This is a genomic window from Mesorhizobium sp. L103C119B0, from assembly GCF_000502235.1.
In the GTDB taxonomy this organism is placed as follows: Bacteria; Pseudomonadota; Alphaproteobacteria; order Rhizobiales; family Rhizobiaceae; genus Mesorhizobium.
In genome coordinates, this window is sequence record NZ_AYXE01000010.1 from 70673 (window position 1) to 86917 (window position 16245).

A 16245-nucleotide genomic window follows, 5' to 3' on the forward strand; every position below is an offset into this window, starting at 1 on the left:
GCCATCCCGTTCCCACCCCGAAAGCCAAGGCCGAACCCCCTCAGCGGTTCGCCGGCGGAATTTGCCCGAGAAGCATTAATGATCCGCTAACCATAACCAATCCAGACTGCGGCCAGAGCCACATTGCCCTGCGGTATTCCGCCGGTTGTCGGCGGAACCCCGGCCGGGCTATAAGTCGGCGGGGGTGTTGCTGATGACGGGTTGGATCGTGCCTTGTTTCCTGTGCCTGGCGCTGCTTGCGGGCAGCGGCTGCGCACGCAGCTATGACGGCACGGTGGTGATCCCGAAGCCGCTCGATATCAGGCGGGTCTGGGATCGCGATCCGTCGCAGACTGAGGCCAGCCGGATGCAGGCGGCAGCCGGTGTGTTTCCGACGCCGCCGCCGCAGGAGCCCTACCGGCCCGCGGCACGCAGGCACACAACACAAATAGCCGCGCCAAGGCGGCACGTCAGGTCCAGCCCTCCCAGCATGGCTTCCGAACCGGCCAATCCGCTCACCTGCAAGAATGTCAGCGAACCCGGCAAACGCTACAGGATGGTTTGCGAATAGCTGGTACTAGAGCAATTCCAGGAAAAGTGTGAAACGGTTTTCCGTCCGGAATTGCGTAAAACAAAGACATAGAGCGGTTCGCCGTTTCGGTGAAACGGTGAAACGCTCTAGGCGCAGGTTACTCCGCCGGGAAGAAAGCCGGCCCGACCACCCTGACCGGCCGCGAGCCGGCCAATGGCTCGACCGACTGTCGCTGGGCGGCGCCCCTGGCCTCTGCAGCGTCTGCGCCAGGCTGGGGAATTTGCGCCACGGTGCCAAGATCCGGCTTCGCTGACGGCAAAGGAATGATCGCGTTGGCCATATTGGCTGGCGTGACCGTGCGCGCTCTCAGCTCGGCAACGCGCTGGTGATAGCGCATTGAGGTCGCAGGCCCTGAAGTTCGCATCATTGCGATATTTGAAGGCCGTCGGCAGGTCCTTGTAGGATGTGCGCGTATCGAGCGCGACCATCTTTTCGGTTTCAAGGCTTGGGTCCCTGAGCGTGTACAGGTCGACGCCGGCATCGTCGCAGATGTAGCGGCACTGGTCGACCATCTCCTTGACATCGCCGCCTTGCACGAACTGCGATTTCGGCGCCGGGAAGAAATAGCCGTCGGAGAGACGAACGCAAAACAGCATCGAATTGCTGCCGATCATAGCGCCAGCAGGACGCTGTCTTTGTTGCCCGGCGGCGGGCGTGCAGCCGAGCGCGACGAGCCTGGCCTGCAGTCCGGACGCATCCCGGCGCGAAATCGCGGCGCCGGCGATCTGGCGTTGCACCTGTGTGCGGCTTTTGGCGAGGTCGGCGCAAGCATTGAAGAAGCCCCCCACCGCACTTTGCGCCGTGCACCGGCGTTGCCTCTCCAGCCCCTGGGTCGCCGCAAGCTGGCGACGTAGCTGCGCAAGCTCGGAGCTGATCCCGCCGCTGCGGCCGGACGGTGCCAGCTGGCTCCTGAGCGCGGCGCATGGATCGGCAAGGGAAGCCGAAATGCCGAGGACGCTTGCCGCTACCGACACCAGTGCAAAGGTCACGACAAGCCACAAATGCATCATCGGCGACACCTGGTCCTTGTACCCCTGTGGAGCCGATCGCCGCTCCAGCCGATTGAGCCTCAATGCGTGAGGCAAGTCTAATTGAAGAGACGCCAAGAACCGCCAGGTATTTTATGCCGAGTGTATTATGCCGATTCCCGTAAATTCGCTATTACACTTTTGTTTCAAGATTGAGACGTAGCCAGGCTCCGGCGAGCCCAGGCCGCCGCAATCATCGATCCCGCCTTATCGGCCCTTGCGGATGAAACCTTTCTCCGGTGTCTCGCGTTGTGTCGGGCAAAGGAGACCGAAGATGTCTATTCACTTCACTGTCTCTGGCCTGACCAGGAACCTGTTCCACTCGCTGGGGCTGGACCATGAGCGGGCGCCGAGAGCGCTCGATCCCGAACAGAGCCTGTTGCTGGAATGCTATCTCGCCGGACAGATTCCGGAATCCGCCTGGGCCGACTACGTCTTCGAGGCGCCGGAACTGCAGCGGCATGTGGATATCAGGCGCCCGCACAACTGATCAGAGCAATTCCAGGAAAAGTGCGAGCGGTTTCCGTCCGGAATTGCGTCAAGACAACGGGGGGCGGGTCGCCGTTTCGGCGAAACGGTGAAACGCTCGCCCGCTCGCCTACTGCTTGGGCGAAGCGAATTGCACGGTGAAGACATTGCCCGCGACGCCTTGCGCCAGCGTCGGCGAAAAGCTCAACGGCAAGCACTTTTGCAGGGCAGTGGTTGCGGCGTCGACGAACGACTTCCTGGTATCCGCATCGCCATCGACCTTGATCGCCGTCGGCCGCGGCGGACCGATCAGCGTGCCGTCGCGCTTGAAGCTGAAGCTCAAGGTGACGCTGGCATTTCCAACACCCGCCGGCGGCGTCCAGCACGCCTGGATGGCATCGCCGACCTCCGCCATCGTGTCGAGCGGCGCGGCATTGCACGGGTAGCCTCCGACCAACACAACACCGGCAATCGCAAACACTCTCGCTACGCCCTTCATCGCAAAGCTCCTCGTGTGTCGTCCGCCGACCATGATGGTAGGGTCGAAGCAGACGATGGCAATATGCCTGATGTCGGACTTTACAGCATGAGACGTGCCTGATGGCGCATCGGCGAAAAGCAAAAGGCCGGCATTGCGCCGACCTTTCCCTTCACCCTTGCGCCAGTACATCCGTGGTCGCGCGGTGCCTTCAATAGACAGCGTTCTGGTTAATGAATCCTTAGCTTTACGCGCTGGCCTGCGACTTCACATAGGCGATGTAGCCGCGCACGTCGCCGGCCGGCTCGGCATAGGCCTTACCGAGTTTCTTCTCCATCGCCGCGACATACTCCTTGGCCCATTTTGGCAGCGCATAGTCGATGACGGCCAGGAACTCCAGCGTCGATGCCAGGCGTATGTCGGCGATCGACGGGTGCTTGCCGCCGATGAACGGCTTGCCGTCCCTGAAGAAGGAGTGAAACACCTCCAGCGGCTCGGCAATCGCCGCCATGGCGGCCTTCTGCGCCTCGGACTTCTTCTCCGGATGAGCGTCGCTATGGCCGACCTCGCCGGCATAGTGCGGGAAACCCAGCGCCGGATAGGTGGCGCGCGCCACATACGGGTAGAGCGTGCCGATCAGGTAGAACATGGCGCTGTCGACCATCGCCCGCTTGGCCGGTGCCTTGGGATAGAATTTCTCCAGCCCGTGCTTGTTGGCGAGATACTGCATGATGGCACAGCTCTCCCACAGCACGCCGCGCGGCAGCCCCTTGTCCTCGATCATCGGCGTCAGATGCGCCGGATTGCGCGCCATATATTCGGGCGAGCGCGTGTGGCCCCAGGCGTCAGTCTCGGCGGCGTCGAACCCGGCCGCACGGGCAAACACCCGGACGGTCATGTTGTTGACGCTCGGCTTCAGCATCGAGAGCTTCAGCGCCGGTTTTTTCGCCGCCTTGACCTTCGGCGCGGATTTCTTGGCAGCCGGCTTTGTCGCGGCTTTCGCGGCCGGCTTCGCGGCTGCCTTCGGCGCGGCCTTTACGGCCGCCTTTGCGGCCGGCTTCGCTGCCGCTTTTGCTGCTGGCTTGGCCGCTGGTTTGCCAGCGCTCTTAACTGTCTTTGCCATTATGGTCCTCCCCTTTTGCTGGCCGTCAGTATGGATTCTTCGGCGTCCGGTCGTCCGACAAGGTCGCGCGCGACCGTTCGACCAGCGTCTGGATCGCGTCGGCAAGGTGCACTTCGGCGATGTTGTAGTCGCCGCGCGCAACGCGCAGCTTGTGCGCCTGCATCAGCACATCGGCGTGGGTGAAGCCGGCCGGCGGCTCAAAGCGATAGGACGCCAGCTCGATCAAGAGGCCGAGCGGATCCTCGAAATAGATCGAATCCATGAAGCCGCGATCCTTGACGCCGCTGTGCTTGATGGCGCGCTCGTCGAGCCGGGCGACCGCCTGCAGGAAGGTCACGCGCGACACCGAGAACGCAATATGATGGACGCAGCCCGGTTCGGTGGGCGTGCGCCGCTTGACCGGCGTGCGGCTCTCGTCGGTGAAGACGGTGATCAGCCTGCCGTCGCCGGGATCGAAATAGAGATGGCTTTCGCTTGGCTTGTCGAGATTGGGCTGCTCGAAGATGAACGGCATGCCGAGCACGCCCTCCCAGAAATCGATCGAGGTCTGGCGGCCGGCGCCGACGAGCGTGATGTGATGGACGCCCTGCGACTGCAGTTTCTGCATCGGTCTCCTCCTCGCCGACCCTCGCCTATGTTCCCCGGCGTCTTGCGCGCCGCAAAGAGCCCTTTGGCGAGGCTTCGTACATGATGCTAGTGCAATTGGCAGCGCCGCGCCAGAAGCTCGCGGAGACTGCCGGCGCTGGATGGTGAAAGGGGCTTGAGTTGCATGACCTGAGGCTATGCAACGGCTCTGAGCTCGGCTTCCTCCAGCGTGCCCAGGCCCGCGCATTCGGCGCATGCCATCGTCTGCCCGGGACAGCCGGCCCGATGCGTGCCTTGCGGGCAGCAATGCCCTTTCGACTCGCGCCATTTCAAGCAATCGAAAACCTGCCCGCTGCCGTGACAGCACGGGCATATCATTTTTGCCGAATTCATGCCTGCTATGCCCAACCAAATCCGCGTTGCCGCAGATGCTATCCCCGCACCGCAAGTAACAGAGATCGCTACGCTTTCAAGCGTCGCGGCCTGACTTAAATTGGGTGTATTCGGGTGCGCGGACTTGCCGAATTTCGCTGATGCCGCCGACCCTCGCGGTCACACGCGATCCGCGCGGCTGCTGCCCGAAATTTTCGATGATGCGGAAGGAAAGTCGTTGTTTGGTACGCCCAAGGGGAATCGAACCCCTGTTCCCGCCGTGAGAGGGCGGTGTCCTGACCGCTAGACGATGGGCGCGTTCAAGAACCGGCGATATAGGCTGACGGTTTGGAAAAAGCAACTGGGCTTCGAACCGCCGGACCGCTTCTGTGCAATCTCGGTTTGCGGACTTAGCGTTTCGGCTCGATCAGGTCCCACAGATTGCCGTAGAGATCGGCGAAAACCGCCACGGTGCCGTACGGCTCATGGCGTGGCGTTTCATGGAAATCGACGCCGTTTTCCAGCATCGTCGCATGGTCCCTGGCAAAATCGTCGGTTTCGAGAAACAAAACCACGCGGCCGCCGGTCTGGTCGCCGACGCGGCTTTTCTGCACATCGTCCAACGCTTCCGCCAGAAGCAGCCGGGGGCCTTGCCCGGCCGACGGCGTTACCGTCACCCAGCGCTTGCCGTCACCGAGATCGATGTTGTCGCAGAGCGCAAAGCCAAGCTTGCCGACATACCAGGCAATCGCCTCGTCATAATCGGCGACGACGAGCGTAACGGTTGCTATGCGGCGATGGTCGGCAAACCCGGTCATTGTTTCGGCCCGCTCATTTGTTGCGGATGGCGAAGCGGCCGATGATACGGCGCTCGGCGATGTCGTAGACGAAGATGGTGCGGCTGCCGTCGCTGATCTCGGCGTCGATCGAAATGCGATTGCCCGACAGAGCCTGGCTGATCACCTTGGCTCCGACCGGGAGCACTATGTCGGCCGCGAGCGGCTCGCCGGGCGGAACTGGAATGTCGTTGGCGAGCGGCGGGTTCGCGGGCGGCGCTTTGCGCGATTTGTAGACAATGGCCGCGATCACCACCATAAGGGCCAGCAAAAGCAGGCCGAGATTGATGGCCATGAAACGGATGAGCCTGCCGCGCACCTTTTCGATCTCGGGATCGAGCGGCTTTTCTTCTTCGTCGGCAACGGGCCGGGCCATGGCAGAACTTTCCGGAACTTTTTCGATGAGCGCTCATAACGAAGAGACCCCTGAATTGATAGAGGCTGGACAATTCATAGAGGCGGCGCCGACCGTGCTCGAAGCCGGCGCGGAAGCGGCCGGCCAGCGCCTCGACCAATGGCTGGCGAGCGCCCTCGGGCCTGACATGTCGCGCAGCCGGGTGCAGATGCTGATCCGGCAAGGTGCCGTTTCGATCGACGGCAAGCCGGTCGACGAGACCAAGCGCAAAATGAGTGCCGGCGAGCGCGTATCGGTCGTCATGCCCAAGCCCGAACCGGCCGAACCGCAAGGCGAGCCCATCGCGCTCGACGTGCTTTATGAGGACGACGAGCTGATCGTCATCAACAAGCCGGCCGGCCTCGTCGTCCATCCCGGCGCCGGCAACTGGACCGGCACGCTGGTCAATGCCCTGATCCACCACTGCGGCGACAGTCTTTCAGGCATTGGCGGCGTCAGGCGGCCGGGCATCGTCCATCGGCTGGACAAGGAAACCAGCGGCGTCATGGTGGTGGCCAAGACCGACCGCGCCCACAAGGCGCTGTCGGGGGCCTTTGCCGACCACGGCCGCACCGGCGACCTCGAACGTGCTTATTTGGCGCTGGTCTGGGGAATCCCGTCGCGGCCGGCCGGAACGGTCGATGCGCCGCTTGGCCGTGCCGCCGACCGCGTGCGCCGCGCCGTCGTGCCGGAAGGCCGTGACGATGCCCGCCACGCCGTGACCAATTTCACCGTCAAGGAGCGTTTCGGCGAGGGCCAGCAGGCGTTCGCCACCGCCAGCCTGGTCGAATGCCGGCTGGAAACCGGCCGCACCCACCAGATCCGCGTCCACATGGCCCACATCGGCCATCCCGTCATCGGTGACCCCGATTACGGCCAGGCCTTCCGCACCAAGGCCAACCGGCTGCCCGAACTGCTGAAGGGTCAGGTCAAGGCATTTTCCAGGCAAGCTTTGCATGCCTGGCTTCTTGCATTTCGGCACCCGGCTACCCATTTATCGATGAGGTTCGAGGCGCCGATACCGGGGGACATGGAGGAACTCGTCGGCGGCTTCCGCAAGCTCTGAACCAGCCAGCTAAAACCTGAGCGGCATTGTTCACTTCAGCGTGACACACTGTTTCGTGTTGAACAAATGCCTGTCTTTTCTGGTTTTGTTCCTATATAAATCAGTTGCCGCGGGCGAGCCTTTTGGTGCTCGCGTCACATGCCCGCCGCGTTTCGGGGGCATCACTCCAATAGAGAGGGGGCGCAATCATGGCCCAGTCACTACCCAGTATTGTTTCCGGCGAAGGCGGCCTCAGCCGCTACCTGGAAGAAATCCGCCGCTTTCCCATGCTTCAGCCGCAGGAAGAGTACATGCTCGCCAAGCGCTACGCCGAGCATGAAGACACCAGCGCTGCGCACAAGCTCGTCACCAGCCACCTTCGGCTCGTTGCCAAGATCGCCATGGGCTATCGCGGCTACGGCCTGCCGATCGGCGAAGTGATCTCGGAAGGCAATGTCGGCCTGATGCAGGCCGTCAAGAAATTCGAACCCGAGCGTGGCTTCCGCCTCGCGACCTACGCCATGTGGTGGATCAAGGCCTCGATCCAGGAGTACATCCTGCGCTCGTGGAGCCTGGTCAAGATGGGCACGACCGCCAATCAGAAGCGCCTGTTCTTCAACCTGCGCAAGGTGAAGGGCAAGATCCAGGCGCTGGACGATGGCGACCTCAAGCCCGACCAGATCACCGAGATCGCCACCCGGCTGAACGTGTCGGAAGCCGAAGTCGTGTCGATGAACCGCCGCCTGTCGGGCGACGCGTCGCTGAACGCGCCGATCCGCGCCAGCGAAGGTGAATCCGGCGAATGGCAGGACTGGCTGGTCGATGACCACGAAAGCCAGGAAGACATGCTGATCGAACAGGACGAGCTGGAAAACCGCCGCGGCATGCTGTCGGGTGCTTTGGCCGTGCTCAACGATCGTGAGCGGCGCATCTTCGAGGCACGCCGCCTCGCCGAGGAGCCGCTGACGTTGGAAGAGCTGTCGTCCGAGTTCGACATCAGCCGCGAGCGCGTGCGCCAGATCGAGGTGCGCGCCTTCGAGAAGGTGCAGGACGCGGTCAAGGCCGCCGCCAAGCGCCAGATGCAGGCGCTGCGCACGATCGAGGCGCAGCCCGCGGCGTAAAGCCGGGTTCGGCTAAGGAACAGAAGGCGGCGTCGGGAAACCGGCGCCGCCTTTTTTGTTTTGTCGTCCGTCGGCGGTTAGCGAAAGTCGGGCAACAGCTGATCTCCCCCCTTGAGGGGGAGATTGGCAGCTTCGGCGACGGCGCCAACAGCATGAACCGATCTACAGCCCATCCAGCGGAAACTTGAGATACCTTCGGCCGTTGGCCTCCGGTTCCGGCAGCCGTCCACCATTCATGTTGACCTGCAGCGCATGCAGGATCAGCCGCGGCATCGGCAGTGTCTTGTCGCGCGCTTCGCGCAAGGCGACGAACTCGGCTTCGCTGCGCGCCGCAACGAGGTGGATATTCTTTGCCCTCTGCTCGGCGACCGTGCTCTCCCAGCACGGCTCGCGCCCGCCGGCCTGATAGTCGTGGCCGACAAACACCCGCGTTTCGTCCGGCAGCGCCAGAACGCCCTCAATCGAATGCCACAGCCGCGCGGCACTGCCGCCGGGAAAATCCGTCCTTGCCGAGCCGCTGTCGGGCATGAACAGCGTGTCGTGGACGAAGGCTGCGTCGCCAATGACATAGGTGATCGAGGCCAGCGTGTGGCCGGGCGAGAACAGCACCTTGACCGGAAGGTTGCCGATCATGAACGTTTCGCCTTCCCCAAACAGCCGGTCCCACTGCGAGCCGTCGGCGGGGAAATCCGGCCAGTTGTAGATCGCCTTCCACAGCGCCTGGACTTCGACGATCCTGTCGCCGATCGCCGTCGGCGCGCCGGTCCTTTCCTTGAGATAGTGCGCCGCCGAGAAATGATCGGCATGCGGATGGGTGTCCAGGATCCACTCGAGCTCCAGCCCGTTTTCGTGGATAAAATCCAGCAAGGCGTCGGCATTCTTCGTCGCCGTCGCGCCGGATTTTTCGTCGAAGTCGAGGATCGGGTCGATGACGGCGCAGCGTCTCGTCACCGGGTCGGTGACGACATACTGGATGGCGCCGGTCGGCTTGTCGTAGAAGCCGGCGACCTCAGGTTTGGCCGAAGCGATGTCCAATGTCCGGCCCCCCTGCCCCTTGCCCGACAGGAACCGTTTTCTCCGTCGGGTTGAACAACAGCATGGTCATCTGGCAAAGCGCGCCGGTCAAGCACGCCTTGCCAGAAATAGGACTGAAGCCCGAAATAGCTCCGACGGAGAAAACCTAGGCTGACGGCTGCTTGGTCTTCCTGAGATAGGGCAGGATCGTCTCGAAAGCGCCAAAACGCTTGACCGCATCTTCGTTCGAAACCGCGGCGGTGATGATCACATCCTCGCCCTGCTTCCAGTTGGCCGGCGTCGCCACCTGGTGCTTGGCGGTCAGCTGCATGGAATCGACCGCGCGCAGGATCTCGTCGAAGTTGCGGCCCGTCGTCATCGGGTAGGTCAGCACCAGCTTGATCTTCTTGTCCGGCCCGATGACATAGACCGAGCGCACCGTGGCGTTGTCGGCCGGCGTGCGGCCTTCCGACGTCTCGCCGGCGCCCGCCGGCAGCATGTCATAGAGCTTGGCCACCTTGAGGTCCTTGTCGCCGATCAGCGGGTAATTCACCGTCTGGCCGGTCGCCGTCTTGATGTCGGCCTGCCACTTGTCGTGGCTCGCAACGGGATCGACGGAAATGCCGATGACCTTGACGTTGCGCTTCTTGAACTCGCCTTCGAGCCCCGCCATCGTGCCCAGCTCGGTGGTGCAGACCGGGGTGAAATTCTTCGGATGGCTGAACAGGATCGCCCAGCCGTCGCCGATCCAGTCATGAAACTTGATCGGCCCTTGCGTGGTCTCGGCGGTGAAGTCAGGCGCGATGTCGTTGATACGAAGGCTCATGGCATTATTTCCCCAGCAACAGATTTCGTCAGGAGCGGCCGTGGACGGCGTCAACGCTCCGGCATTCCCGCATCTTAGCGCAAAAATCGCGGCTGCAGGACAATAGGAAACTATTATTGGCGACGGAACGAGCACTTTCGTTCTACGGACCGACGTTGGGCCGACAATCTTTCGTTTGTGCGGGGAAGGCTCAGGCCTTGTTGACCGCCAGCGACGTGGCCAGGTCTTCCATGCGCTGGGCGAGCGCGCCGAGCGCGCTGGTCAGCACGGTGTCGTTCTTGTCGGCCTTGGTCAGCGCTTCGTCGCGAGTCTTGCGCAGCGTCTGCACTTCGGTCTCCATGCCCTTGACCCGCTTCTGCAGCTCCGAAAGCTCGTCCATCACCATGATGCCGGCCATCACCGTCAGCCGCTGGTCGCCGATCTCGCCGAACGAATCCTTCAGATGCGAGACATAACGGTCGAACCGCTCGGCGAGGTCGATCAGGTGCTCTTCCTGACCCTCGTCGCAAGCCATGCGATACTGCTTGCCGTCGATGGAAACCGTGACCTGTGCCATGGCCTGCAGCTCCTACCTGTCCAGCACCGCGCGGATGGTTTCCATGGCGGTCACCAAGCGGCGCGACACTTCCTTGTTGGCATCTTCCAGCCGTTCGGCGCGGGCTTCGGAATTGTCGAGTTCCTGCGCCAGCCGTGAACGGTCGGCGTTCATGCGCTGCACCTCAGCCTCGGCTTCGGAATAGTCGCGCTCGTGCTCGAGCTTGGCCGCGACGGCGTTTTCCAGCCCCTCGATGGCCTTGCCCAGCCTGTGGATGACTTCCTTGAGTGTGGTTTCGCCGGTCATGGCCTTCGTCCTGTGCCCTGCCCATCACCGAATCGCTTCGCGTTCAGAACGCGTTAACAAGGAAACATTAGGCACCGGGTGAAGGCAACGTCAACAAAGCTCTCGCGACTGTCCCCCGCTAACGCTAATGTAGGTCGCCCCATAAGGTCTCAAAGCCATCACAAGACCGGCAAATGTGCAGCCGATTTGTTGACTAAAAGCCCGTGGCTGCTATGTGTCGCGCACTCTTTCCTGGGCTCTGCCAAGCCCACAAATCCCCACCCCGGAGGTACCATGACGTCGCGTGAACAACATGACCGGATGGCCAATGCGATCCGTTTTCTCTCCATGGACGCCGTCGAGAAGTCCCAGTCCGGCCATCCCGGCCTGCCCATGGGCTGCGCCGACATCGCCACAGTGCTGTTCACCCGCTTTCTGAAATATGATCCGAAGAACCCCCATTGGCCGGACCGAGACCGCTTCATCCTGTCGGCCGGCCACGGTTCTATGCTGCTCTACTCGCTGCTGCATCTGACCGGTTACGAGGACATGACCCTCGACCAGATCAAGCATTTCCGCCAGCTGGGTTCCAAGACTGCCGGCCATCCCGAATACGGCCATGCCACCGGCATCGAGACGACGACCGGCCCGCTCGGCCAGGGTCTCGCCAATTCGGTCGGCTTCGCGCTCGGCGAGCGCATCATGAACGCCGCCTTCGGCAACGACCTCGTCGACCACTACACCTATGTGCTGGCCGGCGACGGCTGCCTGATGGAAGGTGTTTCCCAGGAAGCCATCGCGCTGGCCGGCCACCTCAAGCTCAACAAGCTGATCGTCTTCTGGGACAACAACAACATCTCAATCGACGGTCCGGTTTCGCTTGCAGACAACACCGACCAGGTCGCCCGCTTCCAGGCCTCGGGCTGGAACGCCAGCCACATTGACGGCACCGACCCCGAGGCGATCGCCTACGCCATCGAAGCCGCCCGCCATTCCGACAAGCCGACGATGATCGCCTGCAAGACGACCATCGGCTTCGGCGCCCCGACCAAGGCCGGCACCAACAAGGCGCACGGTTCGCCGCTCGGCGCCGACGAGATCGCAGGCGCGCGGAAATTCTTCAACTGGGACTCGCCGCCCTTCGAAATTCCGGCCGACATTCTCGACTCCTGGCGCACCGCCGGCAAGGCCGGCGTCAAGCCGCGCACCGACTGGGAAGGCCGGCTCGCCAAGGCCAAGCCCGAGCTGAAGGCCGAGTTCGAGCGCCGCCTCGCCGGCAAGCTGCCGTCGAATTTCGATGCCGTCATTGCCGACTACAAGAAGAAGCTGTCGGCCGACAAGCCGAAGGTCGCCACCCGCAAATCGTCGGAAATGGCGCTGGAAGTCATCAACGGCGCGGTGCCGGAAACCATCGGCGGCTCTGCCGACCTGACGGGCTCCAACAACACCAAGACCAGCCAGACCAAGAACATCACGCCGGACGATTACGGCCAGCGCTATGTCCACTACGGCATCCGCGAGCATGGCATGGCGGCCGCCCTCAACGGCCTGACGCTGCATGGCGGCCTCATCGCCTACGGTGGCACCTTCATGTGCTTCTCCGACTATGCCCGTCCGTCGATGCGGCTGGCGTCGCTGATGGGCATCCGCTCGATCTTCGTCATGACCCATGATTCGATCGGTTTGGGCGAAGACGGCCCGACCCACCAGCCGGTCGAGCACCTGGCGGCGCTCCGCGCCATCCCCAACCACAATGTCTTCCGTCCGGCCGACGCGGTGGAAACCGCCGAATGCTGGCAGATTGCCATTGAATCGGAAAAGACCCCGTCCACCCTGGCGCTGACCCGCCAGAACCTGCCGACGGTGCGCACCGAGCACTCGGCCAGGAACCTCTCGAGCCAGGGCGCCTATGAACTGGCCGCGGCGAGCGGCGAAGCGGCGGTGACGATCTTCGCGACCGGCTCCGAGGTCGAGATCGCGCTCGGCGCCCGTGATTTGCTTGAAAAGCATGGGCACCCGACCCGCGTCGTCTCGGTGCCTTGCTTCGAACTGTTCGACCAGCAGAGCGACGCCTACCGCAAGGAGACGATCGGCAACGCGCCGATCAAGATGGCGATCGAGGCCGGCATCCGCCAGGGCTGGGATCACCTGATCGGCTCCGACGGCATCTTCATCGGCATGACCGGCTTCGGCGCTTCCGGCACCATCGAGCAGCTCTACCCGCATTTCGGCATCACCGCCGAAGCCGCGGCCAAGGCTGCGGAAGCCCGCCTGCACGGCAAGTAAGATCAGGGTCAGTCCCGCGCACCTCCAAGGCGGATTCGCGGGGCTGGACCAACCTAATCGATTTAAATTCGGCCTTCTGCGGCTGGATTCTTGTGCCATCCGCCGCTATGAAGCTGCGGACCCATCTGCCGCCTCCAGCTCCCAGGGAGAGTAAAATGACCGTCAGAGTTGCCATCAACGGATTTGGCCGCATCGGCCGCAACATCCTGCGCGCCATCCATGAATCCGGCCGCAAGGATATCGACGTGGTCGCCGTCAACGACCTCGGCCCGGTTGAGACCAACGCGCATCTGCTGCGCTATGACAGCGTGCACGGCCGCTTCCCGCACGAAGTGTCGGTCTTGGGCGACCAGATCACCGTCGGCAAGGAGACCTTCAAGGTCACCGCGATCAAGGACCCGGCGCAACTGCCGTGGGAGGAACTCGGCATCGACATCGCGCTCGAATGCACCGGCATCTTCACCGCCCGCGACAAGGCTGCCGCGCATTTGACCGCCGGCGCCAAGCGCGTCGTGGTCTCCGCGCCTGCCGAAGGTGCTGACCTCACCGTCGTCTACGGCATCAACCACGACAAGCTGACCAAGGACCACATCGTCATCTCGAATGCGTCCTGCACCACCAACTGCCTGGCGCCGCTGGCCGCAGTGCTGCACGAGACCGTCGGCATCGAAAAGGGCATGATGACGACGATCCACTCCTACACCGGCGACCAGCCGACGCTGGACACCATGCACAAAGATCTCTACCGCGGCCGCGCGGCTGCCCTGTCGCAGATCCCGACCTCGACCGGTGCGGCCAAGGCGATCGGCCTGGTGCTGCCCGACCTCAAGGGCAAGCTCGACGGCATCTCGATCCGCGTGCCGACCCCCAACGTCTCGGTTGTCGACTTCAAGTTCATCGCCAAGCGCGCCACCACCGTGCAGGAGATCAACGAAGCGGTGATCGCCGCCTCCAACGGCAAGTTGAAGGGCATTCTCGGCGTCACCCATCACCCGAATGTGTCGATCGACTTCAACCACGATCCGCGCTCGTCGATCCTGGCGCTCGACCAGACCAAGGTCATGGACGGCAACTTCGTTTCGGTGCTGTCCTGGTACGACAATGAGTGGGGCTTCTCTAACCGCATGGCCGACACCTCGGTCGCCTTTGGCAAGACCATCGCCTGACCTGAAGGCATCGTCTCGCAGCTTCGAACGCCCGGCTTGTCCGGGCGTTTTTCGTCAGGGCGGCGGGCAAGGCGCGCCAAGCCGCCAAACGCCGGAAAATCAGCGGCATCAGGCAAAAAGCCATCCTTGCGCCTTGCACCGGCCATGCCTTCGCCCCACTCTCCCGTGAATCGGTAGAAAGAGGAATTCGAGGGGCAAATCACGGATGGAGCATGCGATCTATCTCGTCACGCTGGTCGGCACAGCGCTAGTCGTCGCCGCAGCGTTCTCGAGCCTGATCGCCTTCCGCTTCGGCGCCCCTTTGCTGCTGCTCTTCCTCTGCATCGGCCTCGCCAGCGGCGTCGATGGTCTCGGCATCGAATTCGACAATGCGCGCGTGGCATATTTTGCCGGCTCGCTGGCGCTGGCGGTCATCCTGTTCGATTCCGGTTTCGGCACGCCGCTCAACGCGCTGCGCCAGGCGGCCGGACCGGCGGTGTCGCTGGCGACCTTCGGCGTAATCCTGACCACTGGCCTGTTCGGCGCCGCCGCCTATTACCTGCTCGACCTCAGCTGGCTGGAATCCTTCCTGCTCGGCGCCGCGGTCGCCTCGACCGATGCGGCGGCCGTCTTCTTCCTGCTACGCGCCGGCGAGATCAATCTGCGCGAACGCGTGCGCGCGACACTGGAAGTCGAATCCGGCACCAACGACCCGATCGCCATCTTCCTGACCATCACGCTGGTCGAGATCATCGCCGCCCACGCCAATCCCGAGACCCATGTGCTGGTCACCGACCTGATCCTCGGCTTCCTGCTCAATATGGGGCTCGGCGCCGTCGTCGGCGTGCTTGGCGGGCTCGGCATCGTGCGCCTCGTCGACCGGCTCAACCTTGACCATGGCTTGCTGCCGATCTTCGTGCTGACCCTGTCACTGATGGTGTTCGCCGCGGCCGGCGCCATTGGCGGCTCTGGCTTCCTGGCGGTCTATCTCGCCGGGCTCATTGCCGGCAACTCCGACATCCGCGCCGTCACCATCCTGAAGCGCTTCCAGGACGGCATGTCGTGGCTGGCACAGATCATCATGTTCCTGATCCTCGGCCTGTTCGCGACACCCTCGCAGTTTCCGGCGATCATGGTGCCGGCGGTGCTGCTCGGCCTATTCCTGATGTTTGTCGCGCGCCCTGTCGCCGTCTGGCTCTGCCTGATCCCGTTCCGCCTGCCGCGTCCCGAGATCGCCTTCGTCTCCTGGGTCGGCCTGCGCGGCGCCGTGTCCATCCTGCTTGCCATCACCCCGCTGCTCGGCGGACTGGAGAACGGCCGCACCATCTTCAACGTCGCCTTCATCATCGTGCTGGTATCGCTGGTGGTGCAGGGCTGGTCGGTCGGTCCGCTGGCGCGCCGGCTCGGCCTGATCGTGCCGGCGAGGCTCGGGCCGCTCGACAAGGTCGAACTCGAACTGCCGGGCTCCGCCCATCACGAACTGCTCGCCTACCGCGTGGCGCCCGGCAGCCCGGTGGCGCGCGGCGAGCGTATCCCGCGCTGGGCACGGCCCTCGTTGGTGCTGCGCGACGGCCGCTCGATGCGTTTCCAGGACATGGGCCGGCTCGCGGCCGGCGACCAGGTTTATATCTTCGTGCCCGACCGCTATCCGCGCCTGCTTGACAAGCTGTTTGCCAGCCGCGCCGTAGTCGACCCCGAGGATGCCGACTTCTTCGGCGCCTTCGCCGTCGATCCCGCCCGCTCGGCCGCAGAGCTCGAGGCCGCATACACACCGGGATTGAGCGAAGCCGAGCAGAAGCTCACCGTCGGCGCGCTGGTGACGGCAAGGCTTGGCGGCCATGCCGAATATGCCGACCGGGTGCTGATCGGCCCGATCGAATTGATCGTCCGCGACGTCGACGACAAGGGCAAGATCACCGGTCTCGGCCTCTCCTTCGAGCCGACCGCGCCGGTGGCGCGGGTTCCGGTGTTCCTGAGCGCCGGCGAGATCGGCGATCGTGTCTCCGCCTTCATCCGCAACTGGCGCAAGCCGACCGAGACGCAGACTGCAGAGGCGACAGCCAATGAGAAGGCCCTTGAGCCGACGGCGGAAAAGATAACGACAGAAGGCTGACAAGCGATCGGTTCACGCTG

Annotated in this window: 17 protein-coding genes and 1 tRNA gene; 7 read left to right on the plus strand and 11 right to left on the minus strand. The window is 63.3% G+C overall.

Annotated elements, in window-relative coordinates; all coding sequences use genetic code 11:
* Positions 1-193 precede the first annotated feature (193 nt).
* Entirely contained in the window at positions 194-550 is a 357-nt protein-coding gene (locus X728_RS148715) for a hypothetical protein (protein ID WP_023693676.1), read from the plus strand.
* A gap of 107 nt (positions 551-657) precedes the next feature.
* On the opposite strand, the gene X728_RS01000000166865 is transcribed toward X728_RS148715, so the two are convergent.
* Complete coding sequence (locus X728_RS01000000166865; RefSeq protein WP_245266159.1) at positions 658-1581, minus strand: DUF2865 domain-containing protein; 924 nt, start codon at positions 1579-1581, stop codon at positions 658-660.
* 292 nt (positions 1582-1873) lie between these two features.
* Here X728_RS01000000166865 and X728_RS148710 point away from each other — a divergent pair, with 292 nt between their 5' ends.
* Positions 1874-2089: a hypothetical protein gene (locus tag X728_RS148710; protein ID WP_023670117.1), complete on the plus strand. Its 216-nt coding sequence runs from the start codon at positions 1874-1876 to the stop codon at positions 2087-2089.
* A gap of 108 nt (positions 2090-2197) precedes the next feature.
* Here the strand turns inward: X728_RS148710 and X728_RS148705 are convergent, their stop codons facing one another.
* The 6 genes from X728_RS148705 to X728_RS148680 form a co-directional block, all read right to left on the minus strand.
* Positions 2198-2566 (minus strand): hypothetical protein, encoded by a 369-nt coding sequence (locus tag X728_RS148705; RefSeq protein ID WP_023690097.1) that lies wholly within the window; start codon positions 2564-2566, stop codon positions 2198-2200.
* 226 nt (positions 2567-2792) lie between these two features.
* Positions 2793-3668, minus strand: coding sequence for a glutathione S-transferase family protein (locus X728_RS148700; RefSeq protein WP_023670119.1), 876 nt, complete (start codon positions 3666-3668; stop codon positions 2793-2795).
* A gap of 25 nt (positions 3669-3693) precedes the next feature.
* Complete coding sequence (locus X728_RS148695; protein ID WP_023711666.1) at positions 3694-4275, minus strand: VOC family protein; 582 nt, start codon at positions 4273-4275, stop codon at positions 3694-3696.
* A gap of 593 nt (positions 4276-4868) precedes the next feature.
* Positions 4869-4943: transfer RNA gene (locus tag X728_RS148690), tRNA-Glu, on the minus strand.
* 92 nt (positions 4944-5035) lie between these two features.
* Entirely contained in the window at positions 5036-5443 is a 408-nt protein-coding gene (locus tag X728_RS148685) for a VOC family protein (RefSeq protein WP_023693672.1), read from the minus strand.
* A gap of 13 nt (positions 5444-5456) precedes the next feature.
* Positions 5457-5837, minus strand: a complete 381-nt coding sequence (locus tag X728_RS148680) for a hypothetical protein (RefSeq protein WP_023701325.1) — start codon at positions 5835-5837, stop codon at positions 5457-5459.
* 25 nt (positions 5838-5862) lie between these two features.
* Between X728_RS148680 and X728_RS148675 the strand changes: the two genes are divergently transcribed.
* Complete coding sequence (locus X728_RS148675) at positions 5863-6921, plus strand: RluA family pseudouridine synthase (protein WP_023832009.1); 1059 nt, start codon at positions 5863-5865, stop codon at positions 6919-6921.
* Between the two features lie 188 nt (positions 6922-7109).
* Positions 7110-8021: an RNA polymerase sigma factor RpoH gene (rpoH, locus tag X728_RS148670; protein WP_023670124.1), complete on the plus strand. Its 912-nt coding sequence runs from the start codon at positions 7110-7112 to the stop codon at positions 8019-8021.
* A 162-nt stretch (positions 8022-8183) separates the two neighbouring features.
* Here rpoH and X728_RS148665 read toward each other — a convergent pair whose 3' ends face one another.
* The 4 genes from X728_RS148665 to X728_RS148650 form a co-directional block, all read right to left on the minus strand.
* Positions 8184-9056 carry an MBL fold metallo-hydrolase gene (locus tag X728_RS148665; protein WP_031195636.1) on the minus strand — a complete coding sequence of 291 codons (873 nt, stop codon included), beginning with the start codon at positions 9054-9056 and terminating at the stop codon, positions 8184-8186.
* A 145-nt stretch (positions 9057-9201) separates the two neighbouring features.
* Positions 9202-9861 carry a peroxiredoxin gene (locus tag X728_RS148660; RefSeq protein WP_023670126.1) on the minus strand — a complete coding sequence of 220 codons (660 nt, stop codon included), beginning with the start codon at positions 9859-9861 and terminating at the stop codon, positions 9202-9204.
* Between the two features lie 190 nt (positions 9862-10051).
* On the minus strand, positions 10052-10417 hold the full coding sequence (locus X728_RS148655; protein ID WP_023670127.1) for a cell division protein ZapA: 366 nt from the start codon (positions 10415-10417) through the stop codon (positions 10052-10054).
* Between the two features lie 12 nt (positions 10418-10429).
* The gene (locus tag X728_RS148650; RefSeq protein ID WP_023670128.1) at positions 10430-10702 is read right to left on the minus strand and encodes a DUF4164 domain-containing protein; all 273 of its coding nucleotides are present in this window, start codon (positions 10700-10702) and stop codon (positions 10430-10432) included.
* Between the two features lie 273 nt (positions 10703-10975).
* Between X728_RS148650 and tkt the strand changes: the two genes are divergently transcribed.
* From tkt to X728_RS148635, 3 genes are all read left to right on the plus strand, one after another.
* Positions 10976-12967 (plus strand): transketolase, encoded by a 1992-nt coding sequence (gene tkt, locus X728_RS148645; protein WP_023832011.1) that lies wholly within the window; start codon positions 10976-10978, stop codon positions 12965-12967.
* 155 nt (positions 12968-13122) lie between these two features.
* Positions 13123-14133: a type I glyceraldehyde-3-phosphate dehydrogenase gene (gene gap, locus X728_RS148640; protein ID WP_023696438.1), complete on the plus strand. Its 1011-nt coding sequence runs from the start codon at positions 13123-13125 to the stop codon at positions 14131-14133.
* A gap of 205 nt (positions 14134-14338) precedes the next feature.
* A complete protein-coding gene (locus X728_RS148635) occupies positions 14339-16225 on the plus strand; it encodes a potassium/proton antiporter (RefSeq protein ID WP_023683985.1) in 1887 nt (628 codons plus the stop codon).
* Positions 16226-16245: the final 20 nt, after the last annotated feature.